30 protein-coding genes are annotated in these 26668 nt (G+C 71.1%); 15 read left to right on the plus strand and 15 right to left on the minus strand.

All coding sequences use genetic code 11. The features are described 5' to 3' along the window. Positions 1-16 precede the first annotated feature (16 nt). The gene (locus AB0B72_RS13205) at positions 17-1390 is read right to left on the minus strand and encodes an alpha/beta fold hydrolase (protein WP_367738868.1); all 1374 of its coding nucleotides are present in this window, start codon (positions 1388-1390) and stop codon (positions 17-19) included. Positions 1391-1429: 39 nt separating this feature from the next. Here AB0B72_RS13205 and AB0B72_RS13210 point away from each other — a divergent pair, with 39 nt between their 5' ends. From AB0B72_RS13210 to AB0B72_RS13220, 3 genes are all read left to right on the plus strand, one after another. After that, complete coding sequence (locus tag AB0B72_RS13210; RefSeq protein ID WP_367738869.1) at positions 1430-1978, plus strand: helix-turn-helix domain-containing protein; 549 nt, start codon at positions 1430-1432, stop codon at positions 1976-1978. Positions 1979-2062: 84 nt separating this feature from the next. Then, positions 2063-2455 carry a DUF3224 domain-containing protein gene (locus AB0B72_RS13215; RefSeq protein ID WP_367738870.1) on the plus strand — a complete coding sequence of 131 codons (393 nt, stop codon included), beginning with the start codon at positions 2063-2065 and terminating at the stop codon, positions 2453-2455. A gap of 79 nt (positions 2456-2534) precedes the next feature. Then, positions 2535-3581 (plus strand): diacylglycerol kinase family protein, encoded by a 1047-nt coding sequence (locus AB0B72_RS13220; protein WP_367738871.1) that lies wholly within the window; start codon positions 2535-2537, stop codon positions 3579-3581. 89 nt (positions 3582-3670) lie between these two features. Here AB0B72_RS13220 and AB0B72_RS13225 read toward each other — a convergent pair whose 3' ends face one another. Further along, on the minus strand, positions 3671-4318 hold the full coding sequence (locus tag AB0B72_RS13225) for a TetR/AcrR family transcriptional regulator (RefSeq protein WP_367738872.1): 648 nt from the start codon (positions 4316-4318) through the stop codon (positions 3671-3673). Positions 4319-4439: 121 nt separating this feature from the next. On the opposite strand from AB0B72_RS13225, the gene AB0B72_RS13230 reads away from it, so the two are divergent. The 5 genes from AB0B72_RS13230 (at position 4440) to AB0B72_RS13250 (ending at position 8577) form a co-directional block, all read left to right on the plus strand. After that, positions 4440-5492 carry an aldo/keto reductase gene (locus tag AB0B72_RS13230; RefSeq protein ID WP_367738873.1) on the plus strand — a complete coding sequence of 351 codons (1053 nt, stop codon included), beginning with the start codon at positions 4440-4442 and terminating at the stop codon, positions 5490-5492. A 131-nt stretch (positions 5493-5623) separates the two neighbouring features. After that, positions 5624-5914: a hypothetical protein gene (locus AB0B72_RS13235; protein WP_367738874.1), complete on the plus strand. Its 291-nt coding sequence runs from the start codon at positions 5624-5626 to the stop codon at positions 5912-5914. Between the two features lie 425 nt (positions 5915-6339). Further along, complete coding sequence (locus tag AB0B72_RS13240) at positions 6340-6816, plus strand: hypothetical protein (protein WP_367738875.1); 477 nt, start codon at positions 6340-6342, stop codon at positions 6814-6816. A 137-nt stretch (positions 6817-6953) separates the two neighbouring features. Then, positions 6954-7391 carry a 50S ribosomal protein L7/L12 gene (locus AB0B72_RS13245; RefSeq protein ID WP_367738876.1) on the plus strand — a complete coding sequence of 146 codons (438 nt, stop codon included), beginning with the start codon at positions 6954-6956 and terminating at the stop codon, positions 7389-7391. A 67-nt stretch (positions 7392-7458) separates the two neighbouring features. Continuing rightward, positions 7459-8577, plus strand: coding sequence for a tyrosine-type recombinase/integrase (locus AB0B72_RS13250; protein WP_367738877.1), 1119 nt, complete (start codon positions 7459-7461; stop codon positions 8575-8577). Positions 8578-8686: 109 nt separating this feature from the next. Here the strand turns inward: AB0B72_RS13250 and AB0B72_RS13255 are convergent, their stop codons facing one another. After that, positions 8687-9160, minus strand: coding sequence for an SRPBCC domain-containing protein (locus AB0B72_RS13255; RefSeq protein WP_367738878.1), 474 nt, complete (start codon positions 9158-9160; stop codon positions 8687-8689). Continuing rightward, positions 9157-9516, minus strand: a complete 360-nt coding sequence (locus AB0B72_RS13260) for an ArsR/SmtB family transcription factor (protein WP_367738879.1) — start codon at positions 9514-9516, stop codon at positions 9157-9159. The genes AB0B72_RS13255 and AB0B72_RS13260 overlap by 4 nt, the downstream gene beginning before the upstream one ends. Positions 9517-9687: 171 nt before the next feature. On the opposite strand from AB0B72_RS13260, the gene AB0B72_RS13265 reads away from it, so the two are divergent. Continuing rightward, entirely contained in the window at positions 9688-10413 is a 726-nt protein-coding gene (locus AB0B72_RS13265) for an HAD family hydrolase (protein ID WP_367738880.1), read from the plus strand. Between the two features lie 136 nt (positions 10414-10549). Here the strand turns inward: AB0B72_RS13265 and AB0B72_RS13270 are convergent, their stop codons facing one another. Next, on the minus strand, positions 10550-11518 hold the full coding sequence (locus AB0B72_RS13270) for an ArsR/SmtB family transcription factor (RefSeq protein ID WP_367738881.1): 969 nt from the start codon (positions 11516-11518) through the stop codon (positions 10550-10552). Positions 11519-11627: 109 nt separating this feature from the next. On the opposite strand from AB0B72_RS13270, the gene AB0B72_RS13275 reads away from it, so the two are divergent. Beyond that, a complete protein-coding gene (locus tag AB0B72_RS13275) occupies positions 11628-12161 on the plus strand; it encodes a dihydrofolate reductase family protein (protein ID WP_367738882.1) in 534 nt (177 codons plus the stop codon). Here the strand turns inward: AB0B72_RS13275 and AB0B72_RS13280 are convergent. The 4 genes from AB0B72_RS13280 to AB0B72_RS13295 form a co-directional block, all read right to left on the minus strand. Further along, on the minus strand, positions 12149-12916 hold the full coding sequence (locus AB0B72_RS13280; protein WP_367738883.1) for a GNAT family N-acetyltransferase: 768 nt from the start codon (positions 12914-12916) through the stop codon (positions 12149-12151). The genes AB0B72_RS13275 and AB0B72_RS13280 overlap by 13 nt on opposite strands. 3 nt (positions 12917-12919) lie before the next feature. Beyond that, positions 12920-14347: an adenylosuccinate lyase gene (gene purB / locus AB0B72_RS13285; RefSeq protein WP_367738884.1), complete on the minus strand. Its 1428-nt coding sequence runs from the start codon at positions 14345-14347 to the stop codon at positions 12920-12922. A 130-nt stretch (positions 14348-14477) separates the two neighbouring features. After that, positions 14478-15506: a sigma-70 family RNA polymerase sigma factor gene (locus AB0B72_RS13290; protein WP_367738885.1), complete on the minus strand. Its 1029-nt coding sequence runs from the start codon at positions 15504-15506 to the stop codon at positions 14478-14480. 159 nt (positions 15507-15665) lie between these two features. Next, entirely contained in the window at positions 15666-18935 is a 3270-nt protein-coding gene (locus tag AB0B72_RS13295; RefSeq protein ID WP_367738886.1) for an efflux RND transporter permease subunit, read from the minus strand. Between the two features lie 110 nt (positions 18936-19045). Between AB0B72_RS13295 and AB0B72_RS13300 the strand changes: the two genes are divergently transcribed. Both AB0B72_RS13300 and AB0B72_RS13305 read left to right on the plus strand, forming a co-directional pair. Next, positions 19046-19558 carry a MarR family winged helix-turn-helix transcriptional regulator gene (locus AB0B72_RS13300; RefSeq protein ID WP_367738887.1) on the plus strand — a complete coding sequence of 171 codons (513 nt, stop codon included), beginning with the start codon at positions 19046-19048 and terminating at the stop codon, positions 19556-19558. A gap of 32 nt (positions 19559-19590) precedes the next feature. Then, positions 19591-20364 (plus strand): SDR family NAD(P)-dependent oxidoreductase, encoded by a 774-nt coding sequence (locus tag AB0B72_RS13305; protein ID WP_367738888.1) that lies wholly within the window; start codon positions 19591-19593, stop codon positions 20362-20364. 61 nt (positions 20365-20425) lie between these two features. Here AB0B72_RS13305 and AB0B72_RS13310 read toward each other — a convergent pair whose 3' ends face one another. Then, positions 20426-20905: a pyridoxamine 5'-phosphate oxidase family protein gene (locus tag AB0B72_RS13310; RefSeq protein WP_367738889.1), complete on the minus strand. Its 480-nt coding sequence runs from the start codon at positions 20903-20905 to the stop codon at positions 20426-20428. Positions 20906-21034: 129 nt separating this feature from the next. On the opposite strand from AB0B72_RS13310, the gene AB0B72_RS13315 reads away from it, so the two are divergent. Both AB0B72_RS13315 and AB0B72_RS13320 read left to right on the plus strand, forming a co-directional pair. After that, on the plus strand, positions 21035-21409 hold the full coding sequence (locus AB0B72_RS13315) for a MerR family transcriptional regulator (protein ID WP_367738890.1): 375 nt from the start codon (positions 21035-21037) through the stop codon (positions 21407-21409). After that, the gene (locus AB0B72_RS13320) at positions 21406-22383 is read left to right on the plus strand and encodes an aldo/keto reductase (RefSeq protein WP_367738891.1); all 978 of its coding nucleotides are present in this window, start codon (positions 21406-21408) and stop codon (positions 22381-22383) included. The genes AB0B72_RS13315 and AB0B72_RS13320 overlap by 4 nt, the downstream gene beginning before the upstream one ends. Before the next feature lie 271 nt (positions 22384-22654). Here AB0B72_RS13320 and AB0B72_RS13325 read toward each other — a convergent pair whose 3' ends face one another. The 5 genes from AB0B72_RS13325 to AB0B72_RS13345 form a co-directional block, all read right to left on the minus strand. Further along, complete coding sequence (locus AB0B72_RS13325; RefSeq protein ID WP_367738892.1) at positions 22655-23296, minus strand: LysE family translocator; 642 nt, start codon at positions 23294-23296, stop codon at positions 22655-22657. A gap of 61 nt (positions 23297-23357) precedes the next feature. After that, positions 23358-23801, minus strand: a complete 444-nt coding sequence (locus tag AB0B72_RS13330; RefSeq protein ID WP_367738893.1) for an SRPBCC family protein — start codon at positions 23799-23801, stop codon at positions 23358-23360. A 222-nt stretch (positions 23802-24023) separates the two neighbouring features. Further along, the gene (locus AB0B72_RS13335; RefSeq protein ID WP_367738894.1) at positions 24024-24581 is read right to left on the minus strand and encodes a MarR family winged helix-turn-helix transcriptional regulator; all 558 of its coding nucleotides are present in this window, start codon (positions 24579-24581) and stop codon (positions 24024-24026) included. Between the two features lie 120 nt (positions 24582-24701). Beyond that, positions 24702-25661 carry a zinc-binding alcohol dehydrogenase family protein gene (locus AB0B72_RS13340; protein ID WP_367738895.1) on the minus strand — a complete coding sequence of 320 codons (960 nt, stop codon included), beginning with the start codon at positions 25659-25661 and terminating at the stop codon, positions 24702-24704. Further along, on the minus strand, positions 25658-25942 hold the full coding sequence (locus tag AB0B72_RS13345; protein WP_367738896.1) for a hypothetical protein: 285 nt from the start codon (positions 25940-25942) through the stop codon (positions 25658-25660). The genes AB0B72_RS13340 and AB0B72_RS13345 overlap by 4 nt, the downstream gene beginning before the upstream one ends. 80 nt (positions 25943-26022) lie before the next feature. Here AB0B72_RS13345 and AB0B72_RS13350 point away from each other — a divergent pair, with 80 nt between their 5' ends. Further along, positions 26023-26655 (plus strand): TetR/AcrR family transcriptional regulator C-terminal domain-containing protein, encoded by a 633-nt coding sequence (locus AB0B72_RS13350; protein WP_367738897.1) that lies wholly within the window; start codon positions 26023-26025, stop codon positions 26653-26655. Positions 26656-26668: the final 13 nt, after the last annotated feature.

Genomic DNA, 26668 nt, shown 5'->3' on the forward strand with positions numbered 1-26668 from the left:
TAAGTGGATGTCCTGCTTACCGAATGCCCGGGCCCCGCACCCCGTCGAACACGATGCCGAACGTCCGTCCCAGGCGGGAGACGAGCCGGGCCATCCCCCCGCGGCGGGGTGCCAGCCAGTCGGCGATGTCGGCGACCACGGCCGGATCGACGTGCTGGGGCGACTCGTAGTCCGCGGGCGTGGACGGCCCCGAGCCCGAGAAGAACATGTGGTCGTCGGCGTCGTACACACGGATGGTGACGTCCGCCCGGTGAGCCAGGCCCGCCCGCCACCGCGACAGATCGTCCTCCACCGTCACCTGATAGTCGCGGCCGCCCTGAAGGATCAGCATCGGCTTGCCCGACGCGGCCGCGGTCGCCACCGGGTCGTAGCCGCGCAGGTCCAGCCAGTACGCTCCCGAATAGCCGAACGGCAGGTCCGAAGCGGCGGTGGCGGCCGACAGGCCGGGGCTGTCCACGAGCGCGGCCTGCCGTGTGATCGCCTCGACGGCGGCATCCGCGGCCGGGCCGGGACTGACCGCGGCAAGGTGGCGTACGACGCGCACGGCGGCGTGATGCATGGGCTCGGAGTCCGCGGCCAGGAGCACCAGGCCGGCCACCGACGGCTCGGCGACCGCGACCCGCGGGGCCACCTTTCCGCCCATGCTGTGGCCCGCGACATACACCCTCCCGGCATCCACAGCCGGGTGCCGCTGGAGCAGGCGGACGGCGGCGACGGCATGCGGGACGTACTCATCGGTCATCGTGAAGTCAGGCCGCGCGGCCACCTGACCCGCGTGGACACAGGTCACCTTGTCGAAGCGCAGCACCGCGACGCCACGGCCGGCCAGCCCCCAGGCCAGGTCCTTGAGCGGCTTGTTCGGGCCGCTGGCGGCGTCCCGGTCGAACGGCCCGCCGCCGCTCAGGAGCACCACACCCGGCCACGGGCCGCGCCCCCGCGGCACGCTCAACGTCCCGGGCACGGCCAGTTCGCCGGAACCCACCGTGACCTCATGCTCGCCGAACCTCCTGGGGACGGCGTACGGCGGGGGAGTCCACCGCCCGGTGAGCGCGGGCGCGAGCCGCAGGCCGTGCAACAGGCCGGTCTCGCCGACCGACATGACCACCGTCAGCCCGCCACGTTCACACGTCACCGGGACGCTCACCCGGACCAGCCCCGCCTGCGCCCCGCTCTCCCTGATCGGCGGCCCCACCGCGGAGACCGCCCCGATCCCGGACATCTGACTCTCCCAGGCGACCTCCAGCGTCCCGGCGGACACCACCGCCCGCAGCGACGGGGCGAACAACCCCTCAAGGTCGGCGAAGCGACCATTGCGCATCATCTCGACGACCGCCGCGGCGATCGCCGCCGGATCCGTTTCCACGCCCACCCCGCCACCGACCTTTCTCATTTTATGAGAACAGTAGCGCAGTATGAGAACGTTACGGTCGTGGACACCTTGGAACTGCTGGCACACCCGGTGCGGCTGCGAATCGTGCACGCCATGCGCGGCGGGCGGACCCTCACCACCGCCCAGATGTGCGCCCGCGTCCCCGACGCCTCGAAGGCCATGGTCTACCGGCACGTCGACCTGCTCACGGCCGCCGGCATCCTGGAAGTGGCCGACGAGAAGCGGGTGCGCGGCGCGGTGGAACGCCGCTACCGCCTGCGCCACGACCGGGTCGTCGTCGACGCCGACGCCGTCGCGGCCCTGTCACCCGACGAGCACCGGCGCGTGTTCGCCACCGCGATGGCCGCCCTGGTCGCCGAGTTCAACGGCTATCTCGACCACGAGAACGCCGACCCGGTGGCCGATCTCGTCGGCTATCGGCAACACGCGGTCTGGCTCAACCGCGCCGAGCTGGAAGAAATGATCAACGACATGCGCCGCGCCATCCTGCCCCGGCTCGCCAACCAGCCGGCGCCGGACCGGGCACAGTACCTGCTCAGCCCGATCCTGTTCCCGATCGAACAGCCGCCCGCCGCCGGCACCGGCTGAAGCACCGGCGCCCGCCATCCCTCCCGGCCACGACCGCCACCGTACCTGACAGCACATGACAGGAACGCCCGGCATCCTTGACCCATGACCGACCACGCGACAGGAACCTTCGACATCACCGACTGGAACGAGCTCGCCACCGAGGACAAGGACGGCGCCACCATCGGGCGCACCCGCATCACCAAGACCTTCCACGGCGACCTCACCGGCACCAGCACCACCGAGATCCTCACCGTCACCACCCCGGCCGGCCCCTCCGCCTACGTCGGCGTCGAACACGTCGAGGGAACACTCTCCGGCCGCAAGGGCACCTTCGTCCTCCAGCACAGCGCCGGAGCCGACGACAACGGGCAGTGGATGCGCTGGCAGATCGTCCCCACCTCGGGAACGGGGGAGCTGACCGGGCTGCGAGGCGAAGGAAAGATCACCATTACCGACGGCGGCCACAACTACGCCCTCGACTACACCCTCGGCTGATCCCCTCCGATCACCCGGCCTCGATCATCCGGCCAGGCCGCCACGCCTAACCGGCCTCCGATTGGGTAGCCGCAGCCGCATGGTGAAATCGGCTGATCGACAGACCGGCGCCGCGGACCACCCGACCGGCGACCAGACGGACGCCGCGGCCGGGCAGGGGAGCGACCCCGTGCCCCAGGCGCCGGACGCCACCCCGGCCGGCGCCAAGGCACAACGGGTCGCGGTCATCGCGCATCGCAAGAAGACTCTCGGCGGAGGCCTCGACGAGCTCCGCAAAGTGATCGCCGGCCAGGGCGTCGAAGACCTGCTGTGGTACGAGGTCCCCAAGAGCAAGAAGGCCCCCAAGAAGGCGCGCGAGGCGCTCAAGAAGGGGGCCGACCTCATCTTCGTCTGGGGCGGCGACGGCTCCGTGCAACGCTGCGTCGACGCCCTCGCCGGAACCGACGCCACCGTGGCGATCATCCCCGCCGGGACGGCCAACCTGCTGGCCCGCAACCTCGGCATCCCCGAAGACCTGCCCGAGGCCGTGCGCATCGGCTTCGAGGGCCGCCGCGTCAAGCTGGACCTCGGCAAGATCAACGGCGAGCACTTCGCCGTCATGGCCGGCGTGGGCTTCGACGCCGAGATGATCGCCGACGCCGACCGCGGGCTGAAGGACCGCCTCGGCCGCCTGTCCTACATCTGGACCGGCCTCAAGCACGTCGGCGGCGCCGTCTCGCCGATGAAGGTGAAGATCGACGGCAACGACTGGTTCGAGGGCGACGCCAGCTGCGTGCTGGTCGGCAACGTCGGCACCGTCACCGGCGGCATCGACGTCTTCGAAGGCGCCCGCTACGACGACGGCTGGCTCGAGGTCGGCATCTCCACCGCCGAAGGCCCCATCCAGTGGGCCCGCACCCTCGGCCGCATGAGCGCGGGCAACGCCGAGAAGTCCCCCTTCGTACGGATCACCCGGGCCAGGAAGGTCTCCGTCAAGCTGCAGAACCCCATGGCGTACGAACTCGACGGGGGAGCGCGGGAGCGGACCAAGAGCATCACGATCAAGGTCGTGCCCGCCGGCATCACGATGTGCGTCCCGGAGACCGACGCCCCGACCGACGGCACCCCGACCTCCGGCACCGCCTGAACCGCCACACCCAGGCCCCCGCCCACCGCGTACGCCCGCGGACGGGGGCCTGAGCCGTCAAGGCCCTCTGTCCGATCCGGAGACCCCGTTCAGGAGCGGGACCGGCTCGCGTCGGCGCCGTAGCGCAGGCCGTCGACGAGGAGCCCGACCATGCGCCGGCTGTACGCGACTCCCTCCTCCGCCACCGGCATGCACAGGTTGGCGACGGCGTACAGGAGATCCTCGGCGCTGACGTCGGCACGAATCTCGCCGCTGGCCGCCGCCGCTTCGAGCAGTGATCCGAGAGTGGGCCCGAGCCGCCCCATGAAATAGCCGGGCAGCGCGTCGAACGCCGGATCGCCCGAGTGAAGGGCCGCGGCGAGCCCCCGTTTGGTCGCGAGGAACTCGGTGTACCGGTGGAGCCACTTCGCGAGCGCCACTCCCGGCCCGTGCGCCGCGGTCAGCTCCGGAGCCGCGTCGGCGCAGGCGTCCACCTCACGCTGGAACACGGCCTTGACCAGATCCGAGCGCTGCGGGAAGTGCCGGTACAGCGTTCCCACTCCGACCCCCGCCAGATCTGCGATCTCTTTCGCGGGGGCGTCCACACCAGACGTGCCGAAGACGGCCTTCGCCGCCTCCAGCAGGGAGTCGATGTTGCGTTGCGCGTCGGCGCGGAGCCGACGCGGCGCTCGTTCCAACGCGCCCGGGCCCGCGGAGCCGTTCGAACCGGCTCCGGCCGGCGCCGTGTTGTCCGTCACGACACTCCTTCGCTTGCATAACCGGAAAGGCTTTCCGTATAGTTCTGGAAAGACGTTCCACTTCGGTCCAGAGTACGGCACGCGAGCCGCCCACCTCGACCGCGACCTCAGGAGAAGACACATGCGGTACCGCACCCTCGGCCGGACCGGCATCAAGGTCAGCCCCTACGCGCTCGGCGCCATGATGTTCGGGGCGGTCGGCAACCCCGACCACGACGACTCAATCAAGATCATCCACAGGGCCCTGGACGCGGGGATCAACTTCATCGACACCGCCGACATGTACTCCCACGGCGAGTCCGAACAGATCGTGGGCAAGGCCCTCAAAGGCCGCCGCGAGGACGTCGTGCTCGCCACCAAGGCCCGGTTCCCCGTGGACTACAACCCCCGGGGCGCCACCCCAGCCCTTCCCAACCGGTCCGGCGCCTCACGCGGCTGGCTGATCCGCGCCCTGGACGGCTCGCTGCGCCGCCTGGGCACCGACTACGTCGACCTGTTCCAGATCCACCAGCCCGACCCCGACACCGACATCGAGGAGACCCTCTCGGCGCTCACCGACCTCGTGCGCGCCGGCAAGGTCCGGGCCGTCGGCACCTCCTCCCTGCCCGCCTCGGACATCGTCCGGTCCCACTGGGTCGCCGAGCGGCGCGGCCTGACCCGGCTGCGCACCGAGCAGCCTCCGTACTCGATCCTCACCCGCGGCATCGAGCGCGAGGTCCTCCCCGTCGTCCAGGAGTACGGCATGGGCGCCCTGGTCTGGAGCCCGCTCGCCGGCGGCCTGCTCACCGGCCGCTACCGCAAGAACCAGCAGAACACCACACACCGGTCCCGGTTCGGCTTCCGGCACCTGAGCGACGAGCGCCGCCTGGACGCCGTCGAGCAGCTCATCCCGCTCGCCCAGGACGCCGGGATCCCGCTGACCCACCTGGCCATGGCCTTCGCCATCGCCCACCCCGGCGTCACGTCCGCCATCATCGGGCCGCGCACCATGGAGCACCTCGACGACCTCCTCGCCGGCCTCGACGTCACGCTCACCGACGAGGTCCTCGACCGGATCGACGAGATCGTGCCGCCAGGCACCGACATCGGCACGCTCGACATGGCCTACAACCCGCCCGCCATCGAGCACGCCCGCCTGCGTCGCCGGCCCGTCGACGAACGCACCGCCGCCTGACCTCAAAACTGGGGGAGTGGCCGGCCGGACGAGCTTTACCCCTGATTGTCCCGTTACGAGTGGCGGGCATCTCATCACTCTCCGTAACCTCATGGGGGACGATCAGGAACGACGCGGGGGAGACGCTCACAGTGAACGAGCAGAAGAAGGGCTGCTGCGGCGGCCGGGACGACGAGTGCGCCGGCGAGCAGGGGCCGGTCCGAATGGTCCGCCTGCTGTATCGGGGAGTGCCCGTCCTGGAGGAGACCGCCATGGAGGACTCATGCCTGGCACGCACCGCGTCAGGCGACTGCGTACGCGTCCAGAAGGGCGACACGCTCGTCGCCGGCGCGTGCGGCCGGGCGGAGCCCGCTGCGGCGGACCCTCACACAGGACGCCGCCCGGTGGACCTCGCCGACACCCAGCCTCTGACCCGGGTCTGAAGCGCCACGCGAGGTGCCGGCACGAGAGGAAGCCGGCGCCTCGCGGGGGGAGCCCCGCTCCGCCCAACTTGACATAATGTTCATTATCAAGCAATGACGACAAGGGTGGAAGGGGCTCCGGAACGCCCTGTCCGGCCGGTGAATCTTTCAGGCAGGCCGCGGTCCGGCCGGATGCGCCGACCGGTCCTTTCCCCGCCGACGGCTTCCGGATGATCCGGCCGGCGGTTCGGTGGTCACCGCAGGACCGCCGGACGACGGCCGCGGATCATGAGCTCGGGTGCCGGTTCCGGCCTCCTTCCGGCTGTGGATTTCCCGCCTCCGTCCGGGAGGTTTTTCGGGCTCCCCGGAAAACCGCCGTGATTGACCGCCGCTCGCGAAGATGCTGGATTCGCGGTGGCTGGTTCACAGACGGAGAAGGGACCCCCATGTTTGCTGCGAAGTCGGCCCGGCGGGCACTGACGCTCGGCTCGGCGCTTGTCACGACCGGCATGCTGAGCCTGGTGGCCACGCCGGCGCCCGCCACGGCGTCCACCGTCGTACTGCGGGCCACGGTGGACTGCTTCAACGTCAACTACTCCGGGGACACCTCCGACTGGTACCCCTCCAGCCTGTCGGTCTTCACCTCGTCGCCCCCGACCTCCACGGCGGTGTCCAGCCCGGTCGCGAACCCGGCCGGGCACACGTTCACGTTCACGCAGACGCTGCCCAGCGGGGCCACCTCCGTCGGCGTCTCCGCCCTGTGCAGCGGCGGTCACCAGTACGACCTCTACGGTTCCAACGGCAGCGTCTCCATCCCCGCGGGAACGACCACCGTGACCGCGACCTGGGGCTGCACCACCGGTCCCGTCTACCCCGGCCCATGGGTCACCAACTGCAGCGCGCAGTCGGTCTCCTACAGCTGACCATCACCTATATCCCATACCAGACAGAAAGGGCATTCTGTCTGGTATGGGATGGTCTTTCCCGAGTGCCCCGATCAAAGCTCCGGCGGCCACGTCCGGCCATAGGCGGGAGGCGGCCGACGCCGTACGATCACCACATGCCGAACATGGGACCCGCCGAGATCCTCATCCTGGCCATCGTCGGCTTAGTCGTCGTGCTGGGCATCGGCATGATCGCCATCCGGGCCGGGGCGCGGGGCCCGATCGCGTGGCGCAGCCCGGGAATGCTGCCACCGGTCTCGGCAGAGCTGCAGCACCGGGTGCGTGAGCTGTACCAGGAGGGTCGCGTGGTGGAGGCCGTCAAGGAGATCCGGGAACAGACGGGGCTCGGGCTGAGGGAGGCCAAGGCGCTGGCGGACACGCTCGCCGCCGGGCACGCCCTGCCCACGGTTGCGACAGCTCCCGGCCAGCCGGATCTGGCCACGCGGGTGCGGGAGCTCAAGGCGGCCGGCCGTACCGAGCAGGCGGTTCTCCTGGTGCGCGGCGAGACGGGGATGGGCCAGGCGGAAGCGGAGACGTTCGTCAAGGTCCTCTGAGCGGAGCGGCCGATCGCTCAGATGCTCGGCCCCGTTAATGTCGGTGCGGGTCGGTACGGTGTCGATCATGCTGCCCGCAGAGGTGAACCGGCTGACGGTGGAAGAGGCGGCGGATCGGTATGTGGAGCTGGTCCGTGCCAAGACGCTGACCGGTGGCCTGTCCCCCGGCACCGCCGAGGTGTACGCCCGCGACGTCGCCACATTCGTACGGCTGGCCGGGCCGGGCCGCGTCCTCGACGACCTGACCGGTGAGGACGTCGACGCGGTGCTGCTGGCGTTCGCCCGCAAGCCCGACGAGCGCCGCAAACCGGGTGCCGGGAACGCCGGAGGAAACGGGCGGCGGCCGGGTGAGGGCACGCAGAGCGCGGCGTCGCAGGCGAGGTTCCGCCGGTCGCTGTCGACGTTGTTCAAGCACGCGGCGTCGGCGGGCTGGGTGCACCTGAATCCGATGACGGCCTCGTCGGTGACGGCGCGCGAACGCGGCGGCCTGCGGCCGGAGCGGCGCGCGCTGACCAAGGAGCAGGCGGAGGGGTTGATCCGGGCGGCCCGCTCCCCCGCCGGCGACGCGGAGCCGGCGGCTCCCGAGCCGGGGCCGGGGCGCAGGGACCAGCGGACCGAGGTGCGTGACGCGCTGGTCGTGCTGCTGCTGACGACGCTGGGGCCGAGGGTGTCCGAGCTGGTGAGGGCCAATGTGGAGGACTTCTACACCAACGACGGCATGCGGTACTGGCGGATCTTCGGCAAGGGCGGGCGGACCAGGGACGTCCCGCTCCCCCGGGACGTCGCCGCGGCGTTCGACGCCTATCTGCCGGTCCGGGCGGGTGTCGCGCGGAAGGCCGGCGAGCCGGAGGAGAAGGCGTTGCTGCTGTCGTGGCGGGGCAGGCGGCTGGCCCGCGGCGACGTGCAGGGGGTGATCGACCGGATGCAGCGGCGGGTGGAGCCGGGGCGGCGGCGGGCGGTGACGCCGCACGGGCTGCGGCACACGACGGCGACCCATCTGCTGGCGGACGGGACGGACATGGACGCGGTGCGGCGGGTTCTCGGGCACAGCGACCTGTCGACGCTTGGCCGCTACCGGGACGAGTTGCCCGGTGAGCTGGAGGTGGCGATGAGGTCGCATCCGTTGCTGCGGGGTGAGGACGGCGCCACTCCCCTGCCGGCGGAGCGGCCTCCCGCCGCTGAGTGAGGGTGGGTGCTCCCCCGCCCCGGCCCGCGCCGTACGCCTGCCGGAGCCGGGCGGGCGTACGGCGCGACGACACCGTGGTCAGTACGCCGCGCGGGTCAGGATGCGGTGGTCAGGAAGTGACCGGGGAGCCCAGGGAGTCGAGAAGGGCGGGCAGCCGAGCGGTCAGCATGAGCCGCCACCCCTCCCCCATGATCGAGTGGGAGCGGCGCTGGAGGTCGCTACGGGGGTCGAAGCCCTCATGGGCCAGGAACAGGCGGGTACCCTTCCCCTCCGGCTGCAGCGTCCAGGTGATCGTCCAGTCCGCGGCGCTGGGGCTGCCGGGGTCGGCGTCGCGCCAGCCGAGACGCAGCATCCGCTCGGGCTCGACCGCCAGGACCTCGGCCTGAGTGACGCCGGAGAAGCCGGTGCCGGGGCGGGGTGTGCCGCGCATGGTGTAGCGGTGGCCGACCTCGGGCCGGAAGTCACCGGGCATGAGCCACTGGGCGAGCAGGTCGGGGTCGGTGAGGGCCCTCCACACGCGGGCCGGTGGGTGGGCCAGGAACTGGTCGAGGTGGAGGGCGGTCGGATCGTCGTCGTGGATCATGTGTTCTCCCTGTCGGTGTCGAGGGTGTCGCCCATGTCGTCGAGCAGGTCGCGCAGGCCGGTCAGCTTCTCGCGCCAGAACCGCTCGTACGGCGTGAGCCACTCGCGCAGGTGGGTGAGCGGGCCGGCTTCGAGCTGGTAGAGCCGCTGCCGGCCCACTTTGCGCTCGCTGACGAGACCGGCTTCCCTGAGCACGCGCAGGTGTTCGGAGAAGCTCGGCCGGGCCATGTCGAAGCGTCCGGCGAGCCCCAGGACGGGCTGCGCGCCCTCCTCGCGGAGCAGGCGCAGCACCTCTCGCCGGACGGGGCTGGCGAGCGCGGCGAAGATTCGGTCCTCGGGTGGGTCGATCACCGCCATGGCCTCAGCCCACCGTGGTGGTGGCGACGCCGCGGAAGGGGTGTGCGGGTCATGGTCACGACACCACTATACGTAGGATTTTTCCTACCTGTCAGGGTTCCGTGGGAAATCGGTCAGGGTTTCATCCGGAGGAAACGCATCGGAAACACGTCCTCACAAGGATGAGTACCCGTGATCAGGGCCATTTTGTTCGACCTCGACGAGACCCTTTTCGATCATCGCCGGGCGGTCGCGTACGCCGCGACACGCTGGACCGAATCGGTCTCCCCCGTCCATGAGCTCCTCATGGAGACGCCCGCCTTGTGGCTGGACCTGGAGGACAAGCACCTTCCGGCCTGGCACGCCGGCGAGTGCTCGTTCGCCGAGCAGCGGCGCAGGAGGCTGCGGGAGTTCTGCGGACGGCTCGGCCTGCCCGTGCCGTCCGACCTGGACGCCGCCTACGCCGAATTCCTGCGGCACTACGAGGACGCCTGGGCGGCCTTCCCCGACGCGGCGCCGATGCTGGACGCCCTGGAGGGCCGCGGTCTGACGCTGGGGGTGCTGACCAACGGAGTGCCCGTCCAGCAGGAGGCCAAGCTCCGCCGGATCGGCCTGATGGACCGCATGGAGGTGGTCCTCACGCCGGACGCGCTGGGCGGCAACTTCAAGCCCGCCGCGGAGTGCTACCTGGAGGCCGCGGCCAAGCTGGGCCTCCGCCCGGAGGAGGTGCTGCTCGTCGGCGACAACCTGCTGCTCGACGCGGTCGGCCCGACGATGGTCGGGATGCACGGCGTCTGGCTCGACCGCTACCGGGCCGAGCCCGCGCCCGCCTCCGTCCCGAGGATCACCACGCTCACCGGCCTTCCCGCCGTGCTCCACGCCCTGCGGGACCCGGCCGGGCCCTCGCGAGCCGCCTGAGCGCCGCAGAGCCCTCGCGTCACGGCCTGACTTCGGCACGGCACATGGTGTCCGCGGCGAAGCAGGCCGATGCCGAGCACGGTCGTGGGAACGCCGAGGACGGGCAGTCGGGGGTGATGAACCGGCTAGCGCCGCATCAGCCGTCCAGCAGAGCCTGGGCGCGCGGCGTCCGGACGTAGAGCACGGCCCGGCCGACGCGGTGCTTGGTGACCAGGCCCGCCGACAGCAGCAGGGTGAGCTGCTCGGAGACGTTGGCGGCCGACAGGCCGGTACGGCGGGACAGATCCGTGGTGGAGGCCGGCGTGTCCAGCTCGGCCAGCAGCAGGGCGCGGGAGCGGCCGATGACGGCGGCCAGCGCGTCGGGGGTGGGCGTCGTGGCGCGTTCCCACAGGGTGGCGATGGCGCGCACCGGATAAGTGATGATCGGCTGCCCGGGTGAGTCGGTGCGATAGAAGACGCCGGGCCAGACGAAGACGGACGCGGCCAGCAGCAGCCCCTCGCCGGCCAGCTCCCGGGACATCTCCTCCGGACGCTGTTCCAGGTGCAGGCTGCGGCCTTCCCAGCGCATGGACGAATGCATGTCCGCGAACACCCCGGCGGGGCCGTGTTCGGCGTATCGCCTGGTGCGATACAGCAGGTCGCCTTCGAGGAGGCTGCGCATGCGTGGCCAGTGCGGGGCGATGGCGAGCTGCCAGTAGGTCTCGATGGCCCGCGCCAGCCGTTCGAGGCCCGCGGCCGGATCCTGGCGCAGCTCCGCGGCCCAGCCGGTCAGCGGGCCGAGCTCACTCGCCATGCGGTCGAGGTCGGCGCGGATGACCTCGTGGGGGGTGGCGCGCAACACCGCCAGTTCGCCCACGAGGTCCGGAGTCGGGCCGGTGGGGACGGGGCAGAGGAAGTCGGGGATGTAGCCACCGCCGGTGATGAGGTCGAGCAGCGGCCCGAGCTCGCTGCCGAGCAGCGGACGTACCTGCTTCAACCAGGGCAGATGCAGGGCGCGCCCGGCGGGTGTGCGCAGAGTGTGGACGCTGGTGACGACCTCCCGCAGCGGGGAGAAGGCGAACCTGAGGAAGGACAGGTCGTAGGCGGAGAACGCCAGCGTGAGCATGCCGGGGCCCCTTTGGATTCGGCTGCGGCCGAATGTATCGCACAGACCTGCGGCCCAGCCGCACCATGGGTCGCACGGCACATATGCGATCAACCACTAGGGGAACCACATGCGCAAGGTCGTGCTCTACCATCTGATGTCGCTGGACGGGGTCGCCTACGAGGACGGCGACTGGCTGGCCGACGACGACGGTCCTCAGCTCGTCGACTACCTCCGCCGCGTAATCACCACCCAGGACGACGTCCTGCTGGGCCGCGGGACCTACGACTACTGGGCCGGCTATTGGCCCACGTCGGACTTCCAGCCCTTCGCCGACTTCATCAACGGCACCCGCAAGCACATCGTCACCTCCAGCGCGCCCACCCGGGAATGGGCGAACTCCACCCTGGTCACCTCCCCGTTGCGTGACTACGTGACCGCCTTGAAGCAGGGATCCGGCGGTGACATCGGCATCCACGGCAGTATCGAACTGGCGCGTTCGCTGCTGCAGGCCGGGCTGGTCGACGAGCTGCGGCTGGTCGTCGCACCGGCGGTCGCCGGGCACGGCAGACGGGTTTTCGAGGGCGACGACGTCCAGTCGTGGAAGCTGCTCGACCTCGAACGGGGCAAGAACGGCACGCTGTTCCTGGACTACGGCCGCTGAGCAGGACCCGGGTCCGCGACCTCGGCGGCGGCGACGAGACGGCGGGCGAAGCCGAGCCGCTCGTACACGCCGATGGCGGGCCCGTTCCAGTCGTCGACCATGAGCGCCACGCGGCCGTGCTCGGCCAGCAGGGCCGCCGCGACGAAACGGCAGATCCGCTCCCCCAGCCCCTGTCCCCGGGACTGCGGGGCCGTGGCGACCCCGGCCAGCAGGCCCACGGTGGGCGCCGGCCAGGCGTCGGCCGCGACCGTCAGGAGGGGGCCGCGGGGGTGCCGGATCCCGGCCCACCGGCGCACCCTCGGGATGCCGGGCATGGCGTAGGAGCCGGGGTTGGCCTCCTTGAGCAGGTCGGTGACCTCCGGGTCGTCGTCCGGGTCCAGCCACACAGGATCCGGCCACACAGGATCCGGCGGCACCGGCCTCGTGAGCGTCGTGGTGACCATCCACGAGAACCCGCCGGAAAGGCGTAGCCCGGCAATACCGTCGGCCAGCTCCCGGATCAGCGGGGCGTCGCCGAACGGCCGGTAGGAGGGCCCCGCCTCGGCCAGGGCGTGCCGTACAAGAGGGACGACCCGGTGGAGGGGGCCTCGCACGGCGAGCCGGTCACGGCGGGAGGCCTGCGGGCTCGCCACGGCGACGGCGTCGCCGTACGCCCAGGCGCGTACGCCGGGCCGCATCCCCTGGGCGGCCCACACGACGAGGTCGTCGTCACCACAGGCGTCGGCGACCTCGCCGGCTCCGGTCAGCTCACGCATTGGTCAGAGGATGGCACCGGGGGTGTACGCCGCGTCGCCGGGGTGGCGTGCGGTGATCTCCCCGATCCGCTCCACCAGCGCCGCCACCTGACCGGCCGCGGCTCCGGTGAAGGAGACCCGGTCGGCGAGCAAGGCGTCCAGCTCGGCGCGGCCGAGAGGGAACCGGTCGTCGGCGGTGAGCCGGTCGAGCAGCTCGTTGGCCGCGCCCCGCGACCGCATGGCGAGGGCGGAGGCGACCGCGTGCTCCTTGATGACCTCGTGCGCGGTCTCCCGGCCGACCCCGGCCCGTACGGCGGCCATCAGCATCTTGGTCGTCGCGAGGAACGGCAGATAGCGGTCGAGCTCGGCCTCGATGACGGCGGGGAACGCGCCGAACTCGTCGAGGACGGTCAGCATGGTCTCGGCCAGGCCGTCGAAGGCGAAGAACGCGTCGGGCAGGGCGACCCGGCGGACGACCGAGCAGGACACGTCGCCCTCGTTCCACTGGTCGCCCGCGAGCTCGCCGGCCATCGAGGCGTATCCGCGCAGGATGACCGTGAGGCCGTTGACCCGCTCGCAGGAGCGGGTGTTCATCTTGTGCGGCATCGCCGACGACCCGACCTGGCCCTCCTTGAAGCCCTCGGTGACCAGCTCGTGGCCGGCCATCAGCCTGATCGTCTTGGCCAGGGAGGACGGCGCGGCGGCGAGCTGCACCAGCGTGGTGAGCACGTCGTAGTCGAGGGAGCGCGGGTACACCTGGCCGACGCTGGTGAACCGCCGGGCGAAGCCGAGATGGGCGGCGACCCGGTCCTCCAGGTCGGCCAGCCGGTCGGCGGAGCCGAGCAGGTCGAGCATGTCCTGAGCGGTGCCGACCGGGCCCTTGACCCCGCGCAGCGGGTATCGCTCGATCAGGCCGTCCAGCCGCTCGTACGCCGTGAGCAGTTCGTCGGCGGCGGTCGCGAAGCGCTTGCCCAGGGTGGTGGCCTGGGCGGCGACGTTGTGGGACCGCCCGGCCATGACGGTCGCGGAGTGCTCGGCGGCCAGGCGGGCGAGCCGGGCGAGCAGCGCCACGACCCGGCCGCGGACCAGCAGCAGGCTGTCGCGGATCTGGAGCTGCTCGACGTTCTCGGTGAGGTCGCGGGAGGTCATGCCCTTGTGGACCTGCTCGTGCCCCGCCAGGGCGTTGAACTCCTCGATCCTGGCCTTCACGTCGTGGCGGCTGACCCGCTCCCGCTCGGCGATGGAGGCCAGGTCGACCTGCTCGGCCACCTTCTCGTAATCGGCGACCGCCTGCTCCGGCACGTCGATCCCGAGGTCGGCCTGCGCCTTCAGCACGGCCAGCCAGAGCCTTCGCTCCAGCACCACCTTGTGCTCGGGGGACCACAGGCGGGCCAGCTCCGCGGAGGCGTAGCGGGCGGCCAGGACATTCGGGATACGCGGCTTGGCACTCACGTCGGCCCAGTCTATTGACCCCGCGCACGCCGTCCGTCCCCGGCTCGGCCTCAGGCCGTGAGATCGCGTGCCGTGACGCGCAAGCGGAGCCGGCGGGCAGGTGCCGTGACGCGAGATGTCGGGTGAGGTGTCACGTGAGGTAGGGCGGCAGGGCGAACGCCGGGAACAGCTCCGGGCCGAACGCGGTGATCTCCGTGACGGCGCCGTCCTCGATCCGCAGCACGGCGATCCCGAACGCCAGATGGCGGTCGTCACCGGGGCCGCGCACCCAGGACGCGACGGCCGGCTGCCGGTTGGCCCGGACGGCCGTCATGCGGAAGGTCCCCTGGTAGCCCGGGGAGGCGGGGTCGAAGCTCATGCTCAGGGCCCGCGTGATCGCCTCACGCCCCTGGAACCACATCGGGTACGGCGGCATCGTGGCGCGGGCGTCCTCGGCGAGCAGCTCGGCCACCGCCGCCGCGTCGGCCCGTTCATAGGCGTTCACGAACCTGGTGAGCAGTGCGTGCTCCTCCTCGGTGAGGTCGCCCGGCCTGGACCACTGCGACCGCCGGGTGGGCAGGTGCTCCTTCAGCGTCGCCCGGGCCCGCTGCAGTGCGCTGTTGGCGGCGGGCACGCTGGTCTCCAGCAGCGCGGCGGTGTCCTTCGCCGGCCAGCCGAGCACGTCGCGCAGGATCAGCGCCGCCCGCTGCCGGGGCGGCAGGTGCTGGATCGCGGCGAGGAACGCCAGCTCGATCGTCTCCCTGGAGACGGCGACGGCGTCGGGCTCCGCCTCGCCCGGCGCGGTCGGCTCCAGCAGCCGGTCGGGGAACGGCTGCAGCCACGGCAGGTCGGGCCGCGCCGGGAGGAAGTGATCCGGATCCGAGGCGGGGCGCAGGTCGTGCGGCAGCATCCGCTGGGGCCGGCGGTCCAGCACGTCCAGGCAGGCGTTGGTCGCGATCCGGTACAGCCAGGCGCGGAACGTGGAGCGCCCTTCGAAGCCCGCCCGCCCCTTCCACGCGCGCAGGAACGTCTCCTGCACCATGTCCTCCGCGTCGTCGAACGAGCCGAGCATCCGGTAGCAGTGCACCCTCAGCTCGCGGCGGTGCGGCTCCACGATCGCGGCGAACGCCTCCTCCTCCCCCGCGGTCTCCGTCTGGTGTGTCGCGGTGTCCTCGTTCACCGGCCGTCCCCCTCCGCGTGTCCCGCCTCGCCGATACGAACGGTACGACGGCCGCGGCGCCCCTGACTCATCGGCGCCGGACGCGCGAGGTCCCGCCCTCTCCCGGGGGAGAGCGGGACCAGGCGTCGTCACACGCCTCTCAAGAGCAGGAGGGCTTCGTCACTTGGCCGGCTCGAGGGCCTCCTTGCCGTAGACCTTGAGCTCCTGCTCGTCGTCGCCCTGCGGGCCCTTGGGCGTACGGCGCATGCGTTCCTTGAGTCGCTCGACCATCGTGTACAGGGTCGGCACCAGGACCAGCGTGAGCAGCGTCGAGGAGACCAGGCCTCCGATCACGACGATCGCCAGCGGCCGGGAGATGAACCCGCCCGACCCCGTCACGCCCAGCGCCATCGGCGTCAGCGCGCAGATCGTGGCGATCGCGGTCATCAGGATCGGGCGCACGCGCCGCCTGCCGCCCTCCAGGACCGCCTCCACGATGCCCAGCCCCTGCGCGCGGTACTGGTTGATCAGGTCGATCAGCACGATCGCGTTGGTGACGACGATGCCGATGAGCATCAGCATGCCGATCAGCGCCGGCACGCCCAGCGCGGTGCCGGTCACCAGCAGCAGCCCGATCGCGCCGGTCGCGGCGAACGGGATGGACACCAGCAGGATCAGCGGCTGCACCAGGCTGCGGAACGCCGCCACCATGATCATGAAGACGATCGCGATCGCCAGGAGCATGGCCAGGATGAGAGAGGAGAAGGCCTCCTGCTGGTCGGAGCTGGCCCCGCCGAGCTTGTAGGTCACTCCGGCCGGCAGCGTCAGCGTCTTCATCTTCTCGGTCACCTTGGCGGTGATCGCCCCCAGGTTGGAGGCGTCGGCCGCGCCGGACACGGTCGCCGTCCGGTCGCCGTCCTGCCTGGTGATCTGCGTCGGCCCGTCGCCCTTGACCACGTCGGCGACGTCGCTCAGCTTGATCAGGCCACCGGCCGTGGGCAGCTGGATCTTCTTGATCGCCGCGATGTCCTCGGGGGCGTCGCCACCGCGCAGCACGACGTCGCTGGAGCGGCCGTCGATGTCGATCGAGCCGATCGGGGCGCCGCGGAACGCCTGGGCGACCAGCTGGCCGACGCCCGCCTCGGTCAGGCCCTTGGCCGCCGCCTTCTCGCGGTCCACGTGGACCTCGACCCTCGGGGCGCTGTCCTCCAGGTTGGAGGCCACGTCGCGGAGCCCGCCGACCTGAGCCATCGCGTCGCGCACGGTGGTGCCCGCCGCCTTCAGCAGGGCGGGGTCGGAGCCCTGCAGGACCACCTGGACCTGGTTGGAGTTGAGCCCGCCGCCGCCGCCTCCGCCGACCGTGACGTCGCCGATGCCCTGCAAGGTCTTGAACCGGTCGCGCAAGCTGTCCTCCAGCGCGGCGGAGTCCGTGCCCTCCTTGAGGCTGATCGAGTACGACGCGCGGTCGGAGCTGGCGCCCACCCCGCTGAAGAACTGGTTGCCGCCGCCGACGGTCACCTGGTAGGACTTCACGCCCTCGGTGGCCCGCAGGACGTCCTCGATCTTCTTGGCCGCCGCGTCGGTCGTGGCCAGGTCGGTGCCGACCGGCATCCGCTGGCTGACCTGGGTGGTGTCGTTGCCGGGGTTGTCCAGGAAGTTCGTGCGCACGTTGCCTGCGAGCGCCATGGTCCCCGCGAAGACGGCCAGGCTGATCAGCAGGGTGATCAGCCGTCGCCTGGTCGCGAACCGCAGCACCGGCAGGTAGGCGCGCTGCAGCGGGCTGCGCAGCTCCTTGTGCTCAGCCTCCTCGCGTGCGGCCCGCGCCTGCTGCGGCGTCAGGCGCGGCGCCTTGAGGAACCAGTACGCCAGGACCGGGATGATGGTCAGCGCGACCAGCAGCGACGCCAGCAGCGCCACGGTCACCGTGACGGCGAACGGGGTGAACAGCTGGCCGACAAGGCCGCCGACGAACGCGATCGGCAGGAACACCGCCACCGTGGTGAGCGTCGAGGCCGTCACGGCGCCCGACACCTCCCGCACCGCGGTGAGGATCGCCTGCCGTTTCTCCTCGCCGTACGTCAGGTGCCGCTTGATGTTCTCCAGCACGACGATCGAGTCGTCGACCACCCGGCCCACGGCGATCGTCAGCGCGCCCAGCGTCAGCAGGTTCAGCGAGTAGTCGCCCAGCCACAGCGCGATCAGCGCGATCATCACCGACATCGGGATCGACACCGCCGTCACCAGGGTCGACCGGACCGACAGCAGGAAGACCAGGATCACCACGACGGCGAACGCCAGGCCGAGCAGGCCCTCGGTGGCGAGGTCGTCGATGGACCGCTCGACGTAGGGAGCCTGGTCGAACACCACGGTCAGCTCCGCCACGTCGCCCAGCGCGCGGGTGAGGCCCGGCAGCTTGGCGTTCACGTCGTGGGAGATCTGCACGGCGTTGCCGTCCGGCATCATGCTGACCGACACGCCCAGGCTGGGCCGGCCGTTGGTGCGGGTGAGCGTGGTCGCCGCGGCGTCCTTGACCTCGATGTCCGCCACGTCGCCGAGCTTGACCGGCTTGGGCGCCGGCGCCTTGCGGGGCGCCTGCCCCGGCAGGCCCTTGGCCGCGCCCTGACCGGCGGCGCTCCGGCCCGCCTGACCCGCGGCCTGACCGCCCGCCCCTTGACCGCCCGCGGCGCTCGTAGCGGACGAGGCCGCTGACGCGGGAGCGAGGTAGAGGCCCTTGAGGTCGTCGACCGTACGGACCGCGTCACCGGTCTGCACCGTGAGGGTCCGGGAGTCCTCCGTGAGCGTGCCCGCCGGGATCGCCACGCCGTTGGACCGCAGCAGGTCGGCGACGGCCGACGCCGACAGCCCCCGCTTGGCCAGGTCGGCCTGGCGCGCGGTGATGATCACCTGCTTCTCGCGGGCGCCGCTCACCGTGACGTCCCGGACGCCGGTGATCGACTGAAGCTCCGGCACCATGATGCGTTCGAGCTTCTCGAACATGCCGTGCTGGTCCCCGTCGCCGCTCACCGCGATGTTCATCACCGGGATGTCGTCGAAGCCACCCGCCACGATCTGCGGATCGACGTCCGAGGGCAGTTGCGCCTTGACCCGGTTCACGGCCTGCTGCATCTTGCCGACCATGTCGTCGACGTCGGTGCCGAAGTCGTAGGCCACCTGGACCTGGGCCGTGCCCTCCTTGGACGTGGAGGTGATGTCGGTGACACCGGGCAGGCCCTGGAAAGCGCTTTCGAGCGGCTTGGTGACCTGCTCCTCCACGATCTCGGGAGCCGCTCCCGGATAGCTCGCCACCGCGAACGCCATCGGGAACTCCAGCGACGGGAAGAGCTGTTGCTTGAGCGAGGGGATCGCGAACACGCCCAACGCGCCGAGCACAAGCGCAATCATCATCACGAGACTGCGATTGGCGAGGCTCAGCCTGGCCAGGGAGGTCATCTGGCGAGCTCCAATCGGGGGAATAGTTTGGGACACCTTAACACTTCGCCTGAGCCGAACATTTAGCGGGAGGATTAACTACTGGTAACCTCTCCCTTCGAGAGGTGATCGTGAACGACTGTCGAGCAGAGGGCCGGCCGGAGGGCCACACCGATGAGCGGGAACAGCTCATCCAACGGCTGACGGAGCTGCAGAAGAACCTCGGCCGCCTGTTCGCCCGGGACCGCTCGATGCCGCTGCTGGCCTCCACCTTGACGATGCAGCAGCTCAAGGTCGTCATGTACCTGTCGTTCGCCGGCTCCACCTCCGGCCAGGACCTCGCTCGCCACCTCGGCGTCGGCCTCGGCACCGCCACCGGGATCGTCGACCGGGTCGTCGCCCGGGGGCTGGTCGCCCGCCGGGAGGACCCCCACGACCGGCGCGTCCGGCGCGTCGAGCTTACCGACGCCGGTCGTCGCCTCGTCACCGAGATGCTGGACGCCGGACAGTCCAGCTACATCCGCATCCTCAACCGCCTCGACACCACCACCCTGCGGGACCTGGAAAGCGCCATGGACAGGGTCTTCCAGGCGATCCACGACATCGACGACGACGTCCCCGAGGGCTCCCCTCCCACCGCGTAGAGCTCGGCGGCGGCCTGCTACCTTGCCGCGCTATGTCGTCCTACATCGAGGAACTGTTCTCGCTCACCGGCCGCGTCGCGCTGATCACCGGGGGCAGCTCCGGCATCGGGTACGCCATCGCCGAGGCCCTCGGCCGCTCGGGTGCGGCCGTCGTCCTCGTCGCACGCCGCGAGAAGGAGCTGGCGCGGGCCGTCCACACGCTGGAGGCCCACGGGGTGCGCGCGGCGGCCGTCAGCGCCGACCTGGGCGACCGCGCCGCCGTGGCCCGCGTCTGCGCCGAGGCCGCCGGCTTCTTCGGCGAGATCGACATCCTCGTCAACGACGCCGCCAACAACATCCGGCGGCCCATGGAGCAGCTCACCCCCGGCGACTACGACGAGACGATCGCCGTCAACCTCACCGCCCCGTTCCTGCTCGGCCAGCACTTCGGGCCGCGCATGGCCTCCAACGGCTGGGGCCGCATCATCAACATCGGATCCCAGCAGTCGATCAGCGCCTTCGGCGACAGCGGGGTCTACGGCGCGGCCAAGGCGGCCATCTGCGGCCTGACCCGATCCCAGGCCGAGGCATGGTCCAAGGCGGGCGTCACCAGCAACACCATCATCCCGGGCTTCGTGCTCACCCCGCTGACCGAGCCGGCCCAGGCCGTCCCCGGCCGGGTCGAGGCGCTCGCCGCCCGATCGATGACCGGCCGCAACGGCATCCCCGCCGACTTCGCCGGCGCCGCCGTCTTCCTGGCCGGCGACGCGTCCGCGTACGTCACCGGCCAGGCCATCTGCGTCGACGGCGGCTTCAGCGTCCACTGACCCCGGCCCGCCGTCCCCATCCGCGCGGTCTCCGGCGTGGACACCGGCTGGGACGGCCGGGTCATTTGCGGCGGACCACCCGGTGACCCGTGCCCTCATGCCACATTTCGACGACAAGGTGCTCCCCCGCCTCGTCCACCTTGGTCAGCACGACCTCCGACACCTCCACCCGGAACAGGTGGGAGTCCTCATCGGCGGGGAGGCCGAAGCGCTCCCGCGCCACCGGATCGGTGATCTCCACGGCCCGGCCCGCCAGCTTCGCGTCACCGCTCCACGCGGCCGGATTCGCCTCATCCGGGTCCTCGGACGCGCTGTGGATCGCCACCCGGGGGTCCCTCCGCAGGTCCAGCGCCTTCATCGCCCCCTGCATGGACCCCAGCCACACCTCGCCGTCCTTGAACTCCACCTCCGTCCCGCTGATCCGCGGGGACCCGTCCTTGCGGAGGGTCGCCATCGTCTTGTGCTTCCCCTTCCCCATGATCGCCAGGACGCGGGCGGCCAACTCGGGGACCTGTTTCTCGATCTCTCGCCATGAAGTCATGCCGCCCATCGTGCCGGTCGTCACCGACAGTTCCAGCCCCGGCGGCTCCCTGGAGCCGCCGCCAGATCACCCCCGGCGTCCGGGACCCCGCTTGACTTAGAGCGCGCTCCAACTCCCAGACTGGGATTCATGGACGAGGGGATGACGATCGCGCAGGTCTCCGAGTGCACCGGCCTCACCGCTCACACGCTCCGCTACTACGAGCGCACGGGCCTGCTGCTCCAGCCGCCGCCCCGGGGCGGCAACGGCCACCGGCGCTACACCGAACGCGACGTCGGGTGGGTCCGCCTCCTCACCCGGCTGCGGGCGACCGGCATGCCCATCACCGGCATGCGCCGCTACGCCGAGATGGCCCGCGAGGGAAGGGACACCTACGCCGCACGCAAAGAGCTGCTCGAGGCGCACCGGGCCGACGTCCTCGCCAGGATCGAGCAACTCAGGGACGACCTCGCCCTCATCGAAAACAAGATCAACACCTACGACAAGCTCATGGGAGAACTGTGAAGCAGCACACGCTCGGCCAGGGCCTGCGCACGTCAGCCCTCGGCCTCGGTTGCATGGGGATGAGCGAGTTCTACGGCCCCGGCGACGACGGCGAGTCGATCGCCGTCGTCCACCGGGCGCTCGACCTCGGGATCACCTTCCTCGACACCGCCGACATGTACGGGCCGTTCACCAACGAGCAGCTCGTCGGCAAGGCCATCGCGGGCCGCCGCGACGAGGTGGTCCTCGCCACAAAGTTCGGCGTCGAGCGCCGGCCGGACGGCACCCGCCTCGGCATCAACGGACGTCCCGAGTACGTACGCCGGGCCTGCGACGCCTCTCTCGGCCGCCTCGGCGTCGACCACATCGACCTCTACTACCAGCACCGCGTCGACCCGGACGTCCCGGTCGAGGAAACCTGGGGCGCCCTCAAGGAGCTGGTCGAGGCCGGCAAGGTCCGCCACCTCGGCATCTCCGAGGCCGCCCCGGCGACCGTACGCCGGGCGCACGCCGTCCATCCGATCACCGCCGGCCAGTACGAGTACTCACTGTTCACCCGGGGCATCGAGGAGGAGCTGCTGCCGACGTTCCGGGAGTTCGGCATCGGCCTGGTCGCCTACAGCCCGCTCAGCCGCGGAATCCTCACCGGCGCGTACGCCGATCAGGACGCGCTCGCCGCCGACGACTTCCGCCGCGCCAACCCGCGCTGGCAGGGTGACAACTTCGCCGCCAACCAGGCACTCGCCGCCAAGGTCGGCGAGGTCGCCGTGTCGCTCGGCGCCACGCCCGCGCAGGTCGCCCTCGCCTGGGTGATCGCCCAGGGCGACGACGTCGTGCCGATCCCGGGCACCAAGCGGGTCGGCCGCCTGGAGGAGAACGCCGCCGCGACCGAGATTCAGCTCACTTCCGAGCACCTTGAGGTCCTCGGAAGTCTCGCGCACGGTGTCGCCGGCGACAGGTACGACGCTGGAGGCATGCGCGCCCTCAACGGCTGACAGTGACGACACAGGACGAACCGCCACCCCGGGAAGATCGCCGGGGCGGCGGTTCGTCCTGTTGGGTTTGGTTGATTTTGTGATTGAGCAGGTTCTTGAAACGAGCCAGCGCCTTTACAAAGTAAATCTGGGGTACGGGATGAAAGACCCTCCCGGGTTTCCGTACTCCGCGGACGCCTCGTCCAATCGGCCGCCGGCCGCTGTGCGCTTCCCTCCCCCACCGCCGGCGTCCGGGCCGGCAGGCGGTGGCTCTCCCCCGCCCCGCCGACGGTCATCGTGCGTCGAGCGCGACGCGCAGTCCCAGGGCGATGAGGACCGCCCCCGACACCTGCTCCAGCCGCCGCCGTACGGCGGGCCGGCGCAGCACCGCTCCCGCCCGGCCCAGCGCCCAGATGACCCCCATGTACCAGACGAGATCGACGGCCACCCAGAGCACGGCGAGCAGTGTCAGCGTCAGGGGCACGTTCACCCCCGGCGGCACGAACTGCGGGAGGAACGAGATCGCGAAGACGGCCGCCTTCGGATTGGCCCCGCACGTGGCCACCCCGAGGACGTACGAGCGGCGCCACCCCCGGACGGCCGGGTCCGCCGCGGCGTCCGCATCCCCCATCCGGCCGGCATCGCGGGCGGCCGCACCCCGGGACCGCCACAACGACTGGGCGCCCATGACGACCAGGATCACCGCGCCGACCGCCTTCATGACTCCGTACGCCACCTCGGAGGCCAGCACCAGCGCCGACAGCCCGAATACGGCGGCCATCGCCCACAGGAAGATGCCGGTCTCGTTGCCGGCGACGGCGGCGACGCCCGCGGGACGGCCCTCACGGAGCGTCTGACGCATGATCACCGCCGTGCTCACGCCGGGGATCATCGCGAGGAACAGGCAGGAAACGATGAATGCGAAAAGCAACACACGTTCATCGTTCCCACCCGGCGCGACCGTCGCAACCGCATTCCCTGGACGGGCCGCCGGGTCACTTCGCGGACGAGGTCTCCCGGGATCCGGCCGAACCTCCTGCGGCCTCGATCGCCTGCTTCATCTCCGATGCGCCGCGTGCGACGCGAATGCGGATCTCGGCGGCTCGCGCGTGCGGCAGCACGTCGGTGATCCAGATCAGACGGCCCGCCTCGCCGCCCTCAGGGCGGACTTCGAACGACGCGTGGTGGTGCTCGAGCGGGGGCCGCGCGCCTTCGACGACGGAATAGGCCAAGCGGCGGGAGTCATCGTCGATCGCGACGATCAGCTCGCGGACGACGTGCCCGCCGGGAAAGGTCAGGAACCGCTGGTCGCCCTCCAGCCGGGTGTCCGTCACACGGCCCGGCAGCAGGCGCTCGTGCACGGCTCCGACGTCGCGCAGCACCTCCCAGATGTGCTCGGGGGACGCGTCGATGACGATCTCGTGGCGGATGGAGGCCATGACGCCGGGAACTCCTCTCGGGATGGGGCGGTTCGGGATGGGGCGGTGCCGCCCGCCGCGGGTGCGCGGACGCCGGGCTCACCAACGCCTCTCACGTCTTCGGCACATGCCATTGGAGCGTTGTCTCACGGCTCGACCTGGGCCCTCATCGGCTGCCGGGGAGAGGCGCGGGCCTCGTGACAGCCGCGCACAGTGAGGCGGGTCTGTCCTGGGCCGGCGTGGTCATGGCTGGTGTCCGATCTGGCGCAGATGGTCCGCGAGGCGACGCTGGTTCGCGGCCAGCCGCAGGCACAGGTCGCGCAGAGCGGCCAGGTCTCCGGGAGCGAACCCGTCGAACATCGCCCGCATGGCGAGCTGGGACGGCCTGCGGAACGCCTCCATCCACGCCCGCCCGGCGGATGTGATCTCGGCCAGAACCGAACGCCGATCCTTCGGGTCGGCGACCCGGCGAACCAGCCCGTCACGCTCCAGCGTGTCGACCAGGCCGGTGACGTTGCGGGAGCTGACCCCGGCGGACCGGGCCAGCTCACCGATGCTGATCCCCCGCTCGCTGCCGTTGAGGCGGACCAGCAGGTCGAGCGCGCCCGCGCTGACCCCCCGCCCCTCAGAGCCGTGGGCGCGCATCCGCTCGACGGCATGGCCCGCGGCGCGGACGGCGGCGCCCGCCTCGAAGACGAGCAGATCCGCGTCGTCATCGGTGAGCTGGGCCATCGCGGCCCTGACTCGCGGGTCGTAGAGGAAGCCGTCGGAGTCGCTCTCGTAGGTATGTACGTCCTTCATTATGTTGCAGGAGAATAGTACGTACTTCTTACTTTGCCAATAGGCGCTCACCTGTCATCGACGGGCCGCGTCCCTCAGGCGTGGTGCCTCGCCCTGCCGACGGGGCCGGGCACCGCCGCGTCATGGCATCACGACGAGCCGCCTGCCTTTGAGGTCGGTCCGCTGCCAGGCGGTCTCGATGTCGCTCAGCGGGACCTTCTCCAGGTCGAAGGTGAGCTCGCCGGACCGCGTCCACGTCACGATCTGCTGGTACACCTCGTTCATGGTCTGGGGGTCGAGCCCCTTGGCCGCGCCGTAGATCTCCACGCCGGAGGTGCGCAGGCTCGACCCGGCGAGGGCGAGCTCGGCGCCGGCCGACTCTCCGATCTGCACCACCCGGGTCGGCTTGCCGAACGCGAACGACCGCGGCACCAGCGCGCGCAGCAGGATCTCGCTGGGCCTGCCCCACAGGTAGTCCACCACGACGTCGTAGCCGTCCCCCCTGGCGTCGAGGTACGCCTGCGCCAGAGTCTCGTCGGAGACCGCGGTGTTGATCACCGTGTCCGCCCCGATGACCCGCACCTCGCGCAACTGGTCGTCGTCGCGGCCGGTGGCGACGATCCGGCCGGCGCCCAGCAGCCGGGCCACCTTGACCGCGAGCCGCCCGGCGACCCCGGTGGCGCCCTGCACCAGCACCGTCTCCCCCGCAACGATCCCCGCGGCCGTTTTCATCGACATCGCGGTGACGGCCGAGGCCATCACGGTCGCCACGGCCGGGTCGACGCCGTCGGGGATCGGCACATAGGAGCCCTGGGGTACCACGGTCTTCTCCGCGAGCGCACCGTAGGGCAGGCGGATGTCACCGAACCCGACGAGCGTGCCGTCCGGGAGGGCGCCGACGCCGTCGAAGGCAGGGATCGCCGGAAACCCGCCGATGTACTTCTCGCCGGCGTAGTGCGTGCCGGCCGCGATCGCCTTGTCGACGTTCTCGACGGCGACCGCCTTGACGTCGATGATCACCTCGCCGTCGCCGGCCACCGGATCGGGGAAGTCCTCATAGCGCGGGATGCCGCCGATCTCGTGGAGCACCGCCGCCTTCATCGCAGCTCCTGCCCGAACAAGCGGGCGATCCGCGTCTGCCATGCCGCCAGGACGCGGGGCGGACGGGCCGCAGAGTGGTTGAACCCGTGGTGATGCGAACGGTGGTGCGTGAGCGATTGCCGCCGCCCATGGCCGTGGCGGGCCCGGCCCTGGTGCCCGGCCGGCTGGCCGTGGCGGGCGTGGCCTTGGTGGCCGGCCGGCCGCTCGGTGTGCGCGGGAATCCCCGGAATGCGATGGGTCGCCCAGTGCAGCAGGTCGCGGAGCGAGTGCCGGTCTCTCATCGTTGCCTCCCTGATGCGTACGTCTCTATCACTGATAGAGGACTCTAGCACTGATAGAGTCCGGATGGGAGGTGCCGGAATTGGCCCTGGACAGACAGCGGATCGTCACCGAGGCCGTCGCGCTACTGGACGCCGAGGGGCTCGACGGCGTGACCACGCGCAAACTGGCCGCCCGGCTCGGCGTACGGTCGCCGACTCTTTACTGGCACATCCCGAACAAGGCGGCGCTGGTCACCGCGATCGCCGAGGCGATCCTTGAGCAGCAGTTCCCCGAGATGGCGTCGCCCGAGCCGGAGGAGTGCTGGCAGGACTGGCTGATCGGCCTGGCCGGACGGCTGCGGCGCGCATTGCTGGCCCACCCGGACGGAGCCCGGATCATCGCGGCCTCCCAGCTGTCCCTCAAGATGGCCGCCATCTCCGAACTGGCGATGAGCACACTGGTCGGGCGGGGCATTCCGTTGCGGCAGGCTCGCCTGATCGTGCTGACGGTGTTGCGCTTCACCGTCGGCTACGTCCTGGAGGAACAGGCCGGCCGCCCCGACGCGGACGCCCTGGACGGCTTCGACATGGCCGCGTACGCCACGGCGTACCCCACCGTGATGGCCGGCGTGACCGAGTACTTCCAACCCGGCCGCACCGCCGACGACCTGTTCCGCGATTGCCTGGAACAGATCATCCATGGCCCTGCCGCGCAGTCCGGCCCCACATCCTGACCGGTCAGCCGCT

The sequence above is a fragment of the Microbispora sp. NPDC049125 genome (assembly GCF_040802045.1).
GTDB lineage: Bacteria > Actinomycetota > Actinomycetes > Streptosporangiales > Streptosporangiaceae > Microbispora.

Bases quoted from the DNA above. Each gene is read 5' to 3' on its own strand.
- AB0B72_RS13205 (WP_367738868.1), bottom strand. From the start codon at position 1,390: ATGAGAAAGGTCGGTGGCGGGGTGGGCGTGGAAACGGATCCGGCGGCG.
- AB0B72_RS13340 (WP_367738895.1), bottom strand. From the start codon at position 25,661: ATGAAGGCGGCGGTGCTCCACGAGATCGGCGGCATCCCGCGCTATGAG.
- AB0B72_RS13315 (WP_367738890.1), top strand. From the start codon at position 21,035: ATGGACGAGGGGATGACGATCGCGCAGGTCTCCGAGTGCACCGGCCTC.
- AB0B72_RS13270 (WP_367738881.1), bottom strand. From the start codon at position 11,518: ATGCTCACGCTGGCGTTCTCCGCCTACGACCTGTCCTTCCTCAGGTTC.
- AB0B72_RS13245 (WP_367738876.1), top strand. From the start codon at position 6,954: ATGCCGAACATGGGACCCGCCGAGATCCTCATCCTGGCCATCGTCGGC.
- AB0B72_RS13330 (WP_367738893.1), bottom strand. From the start codon at position 23,801: ATGGCCTCCATCCGCCACGAGATCGTCATCGACGCGTCCCCCGAGCAC.
- AB0B72_RS13335 (WP_367738894.1), bottom strand. From the start codon at position 24,581: ATGAAGGACGTACATACCTACGAGAGCGACTCCGACGGCTTCCTCTAC.
- AB0B72_RS13280 (WP_367738883.1), bottom strand. From the start codon at position 12,916: ATGCGTGAGCTGACCGGAGCCGGCGAGGTCGCCGACGCCTGTGGTGAC.
- AB0B72_RS13310 (WP_367738889.1), bottom strand. From the start codon at position 20,905: ATGACTTCATGGCGAGAGATCGAGAAACAGGTCCCCGAGTTGGCCGCC.
- AB0B72_RS13345 (WP_367738896.1), bottom strand. From the start codon at position 25,942: ATGAGAGACCGGCACTCGCTCCGCGACCTGCTGCACTGGGCGACCCAT.
- AB0B72_RS13305 (WP_367738888.1), top strand. From the start codon at position 19,591: ATGTCGTCCTACATCGAGGAACTGTTCTCGCTCACCGGCCGCGTCGCG.
- AB0B72_RS13230 (WP_367738873.1), top strand. From the start codon at position 4,440: ATGCGGTACCGCACCCTCGGCCGGACCGGCATCAAGGTCAGCCCCTAC.
- AB0B72_RS13250 (WP_367738877.1), top strand. From the start codon at position 7,459: ATGCTGCCCGCAGAGGTGAACCGGCTGACGGTGGAAGAGGCGGCGGAT.
- AB0B72_RS13215 (WP_367738870.1), top strand. From the start codon at position 2,063: ATGACCGACCACGCGACAGGAACCTTCGACATCACCGACTGGAACGAG.
- AB0B72_RS13220 (WP_367738871.1), top strand. From the start codon at position 2,535: ATGGTGAAATCGGCTGATCGACAGACCGGCGCCGCGGACCACCCGACC.
- AB0B72_RS13260 (WP_367738879.1), bottom strand. From the start codon at position 9,516: ATGGCGGTGATCGACCCACCCGAGGACCGAATCTTCGCCGCGCTCGCC.
- AB0B72_RS13275 (WP_367738882.1), top strand. From the start codon at position 11,628: ATGCGCAAGGTCGTGCTCTACCATCTGATGTCGCTGGACGGGGTCGCC.
- AB0B72_RS13240 (WP_367738875.1), top strand. From the start codon at position 6,340: ATGTTTGCTGCGAAGTCGGCCCGGCGGGCACTGACGCTCGGCTCGGCG.
- AB0B72_RS13295 (WP_367738886.1), bottom strand. From the start codon at position 18,935: ATGACCTCCCTGGCCAGGCTGAGCCTCGCCAATCGCAGTCTCGTGATG.
- AB0B72_RS13255 (WP_367738878.1), bottom strand. From the start codon at position 9,160: ATGATCCACGACGACGATCCGACCGCCCTCCACCTCGACCAGTTCCTG.